The sequence below is a fragment of the Streptosporangium sp. NPDC002544 genome (genome assembly GCF_040295965.1).
GTDB lineage: Bacteria > Actinomycetota > Actinomycetes > Streptosporangiales > Streptosporangiaceae > Streptosporangium.
This window is the reverse complement of sequence record NZ_JBEOWJ010000093.1, coordinates 1-1,566: the sequence shown is the minus strand read 5'-3', so window position 1 is coordinate 1,566 and position 1,566 is coordinate 1. Positions and strand designations below refer to the sequence as shown.

At 72.4% G+C, this 1,566-nt stretch carries 1 protein-coding gene and 1 pseudogene; one reads left to right on the top strand and one right to left on the bottom strand.

Annotation, left to right across the window (positions count from 1 at the left end; all coding sequences use genetic code 11):
* A partial coding sequence (locus tag ABT061_RS48265; protein ID WP_350930445.1) for an RNA polymerase sigma factor occupies positions 1-1,131 on the top strand: 1,131 nt, incomplete at its 5' end.
* A gap of 170 nt (positions 1,132-1,301) precedes the next feature.
* Here ABT061_RS48265 and ABT061_RS48260 read toward each other — a convergent pair.
* A pseudogene (locus ABT061_RS48260) lies at positions 1,302-1,566 on the bottom strand (hypothetical protein); the annotation flags it as partial.

Sequence of the window (1,566 nt, the reverse complement as noted above, 5' to 3'; positions counted from 1 at the left end):
CCGCGGACCCTCACCCCCATCGTGATCGGCATCCTGGTCCGTCGCGGAGCCGACTTCGCGGCGGCCGAGGATGCCGTGCAGGACGCCCTGGTCGAGGCCGTGCGCGTGTGGCCGGACGACCCGCCGCGAGACCCCAAGGGCTGGCTGGTCACCGTGGCCTGGCGTAAGTTCCTCGACGCCGCCCGTGCCGATACCTCCCGGCGGCAGCGCGAGGTACGTGTCGAGGGCGAGCCCGTGCCCGGCCCGGGCGAGGTGGTGGACGACACGCTCCAGCTGTACTTCCTGTGCGCGCACCCGTCCCTGACACCGGCTTCGGCCGTCGCGCTCACGCTGCGCGCGGTCGGTGGCCTGAGCACGCGTCAGATCGCGCAGGCCTACCTCGTGCCGGAGGCGACCATGGCCCAGCGGATCAGCAGGGCCAAGCGGGCCGTCTCGGGCGTCCGGTTCAACCAGCCCGGTGACGTCGCCACGGTGCTGCGCGTGCTCTACCTGGTCTTCAACGAGGGCTACTCCGGTGACGTCGACCTCGCCGGCGAGGCGATCCGGCTCACTCGCCGGCTGGCGGCCAAGACCGACCATGAGGAGGTCGCGGGCCTGCTCGCGCTCATGCTGCTCCACCACGCACGGCGCCCGGCACGGACCGGCCCCGACGGCAGGCTCGTGCCTCTTGCCGAGCAGGACCGCGGCCTGTGGAACACCCGCCTGATCGCCGAGGGCGTCGAGGTGCTCCAGGCAGCCCTCACCCGTGACCGCCTGGGCGAGTTCCAGGCCCAGGCCGCCATCGCCGCGCTGCACGCCGACGCCCGGACGGCCGAGGAGACCGACTGGGTGCAGATCGTCGAGTGGTACGACGAACTGGTGCGCCTCACCGGCAGCCCGGTGGCCCGCCTCAACCGGGTCGTCGCGGTCGGCGAGGCCGACGGCCCGCGGGCCGGCCTGGCCGCCCTGGCGGGGCTCGACCCCGCCCTGCCCCGCCACGCCGCCGTCGCGGCGTACCTGCACGAGCGTGACGGTGACCCGGTGACCGCGGCACGGCTCTATGCCGAAGCCGCCCGATCGGCGCCCAGCCTTCCCGAACGCGACCACCTCACGCGACAGGCCGCACGGCTCAACGCGCAACTGCGCAGTTGAGCGGCGGGCGCCAGGCATTCACCGCCACACCATCGCCGATCTCGCCGAGGTGTTCGCCGTCTCCCGTACGACGGTGTCCCCCACCCCCCAACGCGACCAACCCGAGCAGGCAGGGTGACATCGTCACTCACCAGCGAAGCTCGACCACATCCGCCCGATTTTCCCGCGTACTACGGCGCCCCCGGACAGGGCGCACTCCACGCAGAACCGCGCCTCGCTGAACGTCGACCCATCCGGCACCAACCACACCATCGCCAGATCATCGACCACGGCGGCCCGGTTGCATCCCGGCCGCCGTTCGACGCGAGAACCGGCGCGAACGCGCGGATCACGCCGAGGATTCCGAACACGTGCGTGTCGAGCTCGAGCCGGATCGTGTCGAGGTCGCCGGTCAGGAGGTTCGCACGAGTCGCGACGCCGGCATTGTTGACGAGC